General features: G+C 40.4%; 4 protein-coding genes and 1 rRNA gene. 3 read left to right on the plus strand and 2 right to left on the minus strand.

Features of this window, described 5'->3' with window-relative positions:
* Positions 1-330 precede the first annotated feature (330 nt).
* Positions 331-756, minus strand: a complete 426-nt coding sequence (locus ACO1QW_RS13740) for a response regulator (protein ID WP_486259426.1) — start codon at positions 754-756, stop codon at positions 331-333.
* 289 nt (positions 757-1045) lie between these two features.
* Entirely contained in the window at positions 1046-3529 is a 2484-nt protein-coding gene (locus tag ACO1QW_RS13745; protein WP_486259428.1) for a M1 family aminopeptidase, read from the minus strand.
* 179 nt (positions 3530-3708) lie between these two features.
* Here ACO1QW_RS13745 and ACO1QW_RS13750 point away from each other — a divergent pair, with 179 nt between their 5' ends.
* The 3 genes from ACO1QW_RS13750 to ACO1QW_RS13760 all read left to right on the plus strand — a co-directional run.
* On the plus strand, positions 3709-4968 hold the full coding sequence (locus tag ACO1QW_RS13750) for a DUF4476 domain-containing protein (protein ID WP_486259430.1): 1260 nt from the start codon (positions 3709-3711) through the stop codon (positions 4966-4968).
* 3 nt (positions 4969-4971) lie between these two features.
* Entirely contained in the window at positions 4972-5724 is a 753-nt protein-coding gene (gene truA, locus ACO1QW_RS13755; RefSeq protein ID WP_486259432.1) for a tRNA pseudouridine(38-40) synthase TruA, read from the plus strand.
* Positions 5725-6433: 709 nt separating this feature from the next.
* Positions 6434-6888 (plus strand): 16S ribosomal RNA (locus tag ACO1QW_RS13760); the annotation flags it as partial.

Genomic DNA, 6888 nt, shown 5'->3' on the forward strand with positions numbered 1-6888 from the left:
AACCGTTAAGTACACGCAACCCATTAATGCATAAATTTGAAAAAAATGATCCTGTATAGCTCCTTTAGGATTACCAGTCCCGGGTGTATAGCTAATCCAGGATTTATTCTCTCACCTGTATAGCTATTTTAGGACTAGACAGAGCAAGCGATCAATGGCCCGTTCCGGCACCATACAGCATAGCTTAAGCCACTTTACGCCCCGTTAAAAGCGCTCAAATGCCCGCTCACATCCGCACAAAACTAAAAGCTGGCCCCAACAAATCGCCTTTTCGTTATTATTTTACACATAGAACAACACGTATTCTGCATTCTGAAAAAGATAAAGTTGTTAATGCGTATTGGGATGTTTGCAAGCCATCCAGTAATCGCAAATGACTTTAATATCATTTTTCATGTCTTCATAACTATTCCGCTTTTGAAAAAATCCCTGCACGGTCATTTGGGTGTAGGCTTCGTTTACTGAGGCTTGATCAACCGACGTAGAATAAAATACAAATGGGATACTTTTCTTCCGTAACTCTTCATCGTTATCGATGCTTCGTTTAAATTCTATTCCATTTTCACCGGGAAGATTGATATCACTGAAAATAAGGAAAGGCTGCTCCGGAGTTTCTTTTAGATAATTGAACGCATCCTCGCATAGTTTAAACAAAATAACTTTATTTGAGATAGTTAATTCCCGTAAAATATCTTCAAATATTTCTTCATCATCGGAGTCGTCTTCAATAATAATAATAGGTCCGGTCTTAGCCATAGAGTTATTTTTTAGGTTAACATTATTATACAATCGAACGAAAAGCAAAATGCTGTAAAGTTGTGGAGATTACTGCTGTGGTGGATGGGGAGAGGCTTGTAGTATGATCGTTTATTCAAAGCCGGCGATGAAGATAAGTACATATAGCGGCTTTGTCAACCCGATTAAGCTTATTCGCTAACCGGTTTGTGTAACATCTTTTATATCTTAAAGGAAAAGGCGGTTCCAACGAACCGCCTTTTCTCACTTATTACTGTTTGCTGTAGACTACCGCATATCGGCGGCCTTCTCACTTCATCTTGCTCTTAATATAATCGATCTGCTCTTGCAGTGCGTTTACATCTTCACCTGCTTTCTTCAACGTTTCTTTCTTACCAATGATGGTTTTGAAGAAATTCTCAAACACTGGCCCCAGGCCATATTGTTCCGGGATGCCTTCCCTGAATTTTACAATAGCATCAATACCTCGTTTTACTTTTTCAGTGTTTTTGATGCTGCCAAGCATATTTGCATAAGTAGCAGTTAAATTAAATTTCGCCTGTGTTAAACCCATGCTGCTGTAAGCTTTCGTTATTTCATCAAACGAATTTTCATCGCCACTTTTGATCAACGTAGTGGCAACAGCGTCAAGCAGGTTGCCTTTCATTGGCTGTTGCGATAAACGCTTTGCTTCCGTTAATGCAGCAGGAGGATCAATTTTCTCCAATGCGGTTAAAGCTGCTGCACTTAATGTATACGAAGAATCATTAAGCAAAGTAGTGAACAAAGTTTTGTAACCAGGTTTTTTCAGGTTGCCTAAGAATGTAACTGCAGCGCTGCGAACTATACGACTGGCATCTTTCCTTGCAATAGCTTCCACAGAAGCTTCTGTTGCTTCAACAATAGCTGCTTTCTTTACATCCAGTTTACCGATTGCAAAATTGCGTAAGCCACTATACCTGTCATTAATTGCTTCCTTCATGAATGCAACTGCTTTTGCATCATCCTGTTTCTTGGATATAAAGTCGATCGCTTCTCTTCTGTCTAAATACAAGCCGGCATATTTATATTGATGAATATATTCTTCCAGTGTTTTGTTTTCTTTCTTTACTGCAAGCAATATTTTATCGCCATCAAAATTGATAAGGTCAGGTTTTGCAGCAACGGAAATGGAAAATGTATCGATTGCATTCTTCACCCAAACCTGCTGACGTGTTTTGCTACTGCCATTATATATATCGATAGCAACAGGAAGTTGAAACAGTTTGTCTTTTTGTGTTTGCTTTACAATCACAATGGCCTTCTTGCTGCTTTCATCATAACTGTAATTGATGTCAAGCACCGGGTGACCTGCACTAAAATACCATTGGTTAAAGAACCAGTTCAGATCCTTACCGGTAATTTCTTCAAATGCAATACGCAACTGATGTGCTTCTGCCGATTTGTATTTATTGGTAGTTAAATAAAGATTCAATGATTTAAAGAAAGCATTGTCGCCAATATAATTACGAAGCATATGCAAAATGCGTCCGCCCTTATTATAACTTACTGCATCAAACATGTCTTCCTTATCATTATAATAGAAACGAACAAGATCTTTCTTTTCGCTATTGCTGCCAAGATAACCTTGCATGGCTGAATAATTGGTAGCATCAGCTTTGTCTTTGCTGAATTTATATTCATCCCACAGGTATTCACTGTAATTAGCAAAAGATTCATTGAGTGTAAGATTGCTCCAGCTTTCTGATGTAACATAATCGCCAAACCAATGATGAAATAATTCATGCGCAATGGTTCCTTCCCATGCATTACCATCCACGAGTTCACGGGCATCTTGCTGTGCACTTTCCTGGTGTAAAGTTGCAGTTGTATTTTCCATGGCACCACTTACATAATCACGGCCAACCATCTGTGCATATTTCACCCAGGGATAATCAACACCGGTGATCTTTGAAAAATAAGTCATCATTTCAGGCGTGTTGCCAAAGATCTTTTTAGCAACAGAAGCATATTCCTTATCAACATAATAACTCACTTCTTTTCCTCTCCAGCTTTCTTTCACCACAGCAAAATCGCCGGCGCCCATAAAGAACAGGTAAGGAGAGTTGGGTTGATCCATCTTCCAGTAATCGGTACGTGTGCCATTGCTGTTCGGTTTTTGGCTCATCAGTTTTCCGTTGCTGAGTGTAACCCATTTGGCAGGCACCGTTAAATAAAAATCCTGTGTCGTCTTTTGATTTGTTTTGTCGATTGTAGGGCACCATACACTGGTAGCTTCGGTTTCACCCTGGGTCCAGAATTGGGTAGGTTTATCTTTTTCTTCACCCTTCGGATTAATGAAGTACAATCCTTTTGCATCGGTGATAGCTGCACTGCCCTCTGTTTTAAAGTCGTTTGGCTTTGCAACATAGTTGATGTAAACAGTGTAAGCTTCGCCACCTTTATATGTTTTATCAAGAGTAATTTTCAAAAGAAGGCCATCGTATTCATGTTTCAGTTTGCTGCGGCTGCTTCCTTTCTGTATGGCTACTTCTTTAATATCCATTCCTTTTGCATCAAGGATCAATGTATTGCTGGCGTAGAAATAGGGTTTTAATGTCAGCCATGCATTTCCCATCAATTGCGCATTGGGAATATCAAAACTGGCCTCCAGTTTTGTATGCACCAGTGCATGTGTTTTTTCAGGTGTTGAACGATAGATTTTTTTCCAGCTTGTATCAGCCTGTTCCCGCTCCTGTGCAAATGCGATGCTGCTGCTGAATAACAGCAAACCAATAAAGAGATTTCTTTTCATGAATGTAAACGATTTGATTTTTGGAAATGACCGGTTGCAAATAAGTGCATGAAGGCAAGCATTTGATACGGTTACTCCGTTTATTTAACGTGTAAAGATAAAGTGGCTCATGATTTGAACAGTAGAATTTGACAAATGGTTTGTAATTCAGATAAACAAAAAAAATTAGCTTTGTCGCTATGCGAACATCAGTGATCAGAAGACTTGCAATTACGATAATGGTTTTGGCCCTCTTCAGTATTACGGCAAAAAGCCAGTTGAATCATTTCATTTACCTGCAAACCGACAATCAGCAGCCTTTCTATATAAAATACAATAACAGGATCATCAGTTCTTCTTCTACCGGTTATCTGATTCTTCCGAAATTGAAAGACGGCGTTATTGATTTCGCCGTGGGTTTTCCCAAAAGCAATCAAACGGAGCAACAGTTTAGCTATACAATTGATAAGGCTGACAAAGGATTTTTGCTAAAGGACTTTAGCGACAAGGGCTGGGGATTGTATGATCTTCAGACTTCTTCTATAGTTTATGCTTCAGCGAAAGCGCCAACACAAACTACCCCAACAGGCAGTACTGTTACCCCGGCAAATGATCCCTTTAGTAATATGTTATCGAAAGTAACCCAGGACAGCACTGTAAAAACGGTAACAGTAGTAAAGGAAGCAAAACCGGTGGTCGTTGACACTCCGAAACCCCAAAAAACAGAGGTGGTTGTAAACAAACCTGTAAAAGATACAGTTGTGGCTAAGCCGGAGGTGAAGTCCGAAAAAATAGTGGAGCAGCCCGTGGTTACCGGGCCAGAGTGGGCGGCCCCTTCAAAATCTGCCATTAAACAGGTGCGTAAGTTCGAAAGTAGAGAAGGTGCCGATTTTGTATTTGAGGTGAATGAAAGTAATGGCATAAAAGATACTGTTCGATTGTTCATTGAAAGAGATACACTCTTGAACCCTGTTTCACCTGTATTAGTGGATTCTCCAAAAGCCGAAATTGTAAAGAAAGATACCGTTACAGCTATGCAGCAGCCTCCCGTTCAGCAGCCTGTGGTGAAGAAAGAAGAGGTGGTGGAGAAGAAAGAGCCAGTTACTCCTCCTGTTGGTACAGAACAGGTTCAAAAGAAGGAAACAACTTCCCTGCCCAATAGTAATTGCAAAGATTTTGCTACCGAAGATGATCTCATAAAACTACGCCGTCGCATGGCTTCCCAGCGAAAAGATGAGCAAATGGTGGATGAAGCGAAAAAGGCTTTCCGTACAAAATGCTTTACAACAGCGCAGCTGAGAAATATTTCATCTTTGTTTCTTACCGACGAAGGTCGTTATCGTTTATATGATGCTGCTCTGCCCTTCGTGACAGACTATAGCAACTTTAAAACCTTGGGTGAAACAATTAACGATGAATATTATAAGCGCCGGTTCACTGCTCTCTTGCCTAATCAATAACTTATGCCACGTTACTTTTTGGAGCTGAGTTATAAGGGAGAAGGGTATAGCGGTTTCCAGGTGCAGCAGAATGCTGTTACCATACAGTCTGAAGTGGAGAAAGCATTCCTGGTCTTTTTCAGAAAACAGGTAGAGCTTACAGGGTCTTCAAGAACCGATGCCGGCGTGCATGCACTGCAAAACTATTTCCATTTTGATTGGGAAGAAGAGTTTCCGCAGCCCTCGGTATATAATCTCAACGCTATACTGCCGCCGGCCATCGTGATCAAATCCGTTAGAGAAGTTAATCCTGGTGCCCATTGCCGCTTTCATGCTACTTCACGTGAATACAAATATTTTATTTACAACACGAAAGATCCCTTTATTGATGACAGGGCCTGGTATTTACCTTATACCCTTGACAGAACGCTGTTAGATGCTTGTGCACAACGTATAAAGACCAATCATGATTTCTCAGCCTTTTCAAAACGTAATACACAGGTAAGAACATTTAATTGCATTATCCATGAAAGTGAGTGGATAGATGAGAACGGATGCCTGGTATATCATGTAAAGGCAAATCGTTTCTTAAGAGGAATGGTGCGTGGCCTTGTTGGAACAATGGTGCGGGTAGCAAGAGGTACGATCAGTTTTGATGCATTCGAAACCATCATCACGCAAAAGGAAACTGCTTCTGCAGATTTTTCGGCACCTGCAAAAGGCCTGTTTTTGGTGAGTGTAAGCTATCCCGCTCCGCTCTTTCCGGAGCCTCGGTAAAATATTTTTTGCTGAAACCCTTTGCAGCAAAGCATTTCAGCTTTCGTCGTAAAAAAAGATTCAAAAAGGTTTGGTTTGTAACTCGTTACACCGTTACCTTTGCAGCCCGCTTTGAAAAAAACGGGTAGTTCTTCAAAAGGTTACTTTCTCTTCTCAACTCAATCGATTCTTATTTAGTTTTTCTAAAAAAAGTTGAAATAAAAACGAAGAAATATTTGGCAGATAAAAATTGCCCCTTACCTTTGCAACCCGCTTTGAAAAAAGCGAAAGTTCTTCAAAGGTTGGCAGTCAAAATTTGCACTACAAACAGATTCTTTCTCTTGTTAAAATCGATAAAAAAAGTTGAAATAAAACGAAGAAAAATTTGGCAGATAAAAATAGCCACTTACCTTTGCAACCCGCTTCGAAAAAAGCGAAAGTTCTTCAAAAGGTTCTCAGTGAAAATTCGCATCAAAACAAGTTTATTCTTCGAATAAAGTCGACAAAAAAAGTTGAAATAAAATGAAGAAAAATTTGGTGAATTTAAAAAACCACTTACCTTTGCACTCCGTTTAAAAAACGGGGACACGAAAACAAACAAAGTTCTTTGAAAGATTGGAAGCAACAGCAACGTTTTAATTAATTAGAACGGGTAAATTTTAAGCGTAAAATAATTCGATTTTTGAACTGTTAATTCTTGAGAATTAATAGTCAGTATCAAACAACATTTACAATGGAGAGTTTGATCCTGGCTCAGGATGAACGCTAGCGGCAGGCTTAATACATGCAAGTCGAGGGGCAGCAGGTTTGTAGCAATACAAATGCTGGCGACCGGCAAACGGGTGCGGAACACGTACGCAACCTCCCTTTAACTGGAAGATAGCCCACCGAAAGGTGGATTAATACTCCATAATATAACTGAATGGCATCATTTAGATATTAAAGCTCCGGCGGTTAAAGATGGGCGTGCGTCTGATTAGGTAGTTGGCGGGGTAACGGCCCACCAAGCCTGCGATCAGTAGCTGATGTGAGAGCATGATCAGCCACACGGGCACTGAGACACGGGCCCGACTCCTACGGGAGGCAGCAGTAAGGAATATTGGTCAATGGACGCAAGTCTGAACCAGCCATGCCGCGTGAAGGATGACGGCCCTCTGGGTTGTAAACTTCTTTTATGTGGGACGA

This window comes from Lacibacter sp. (genome assembly GCF_057361365.1).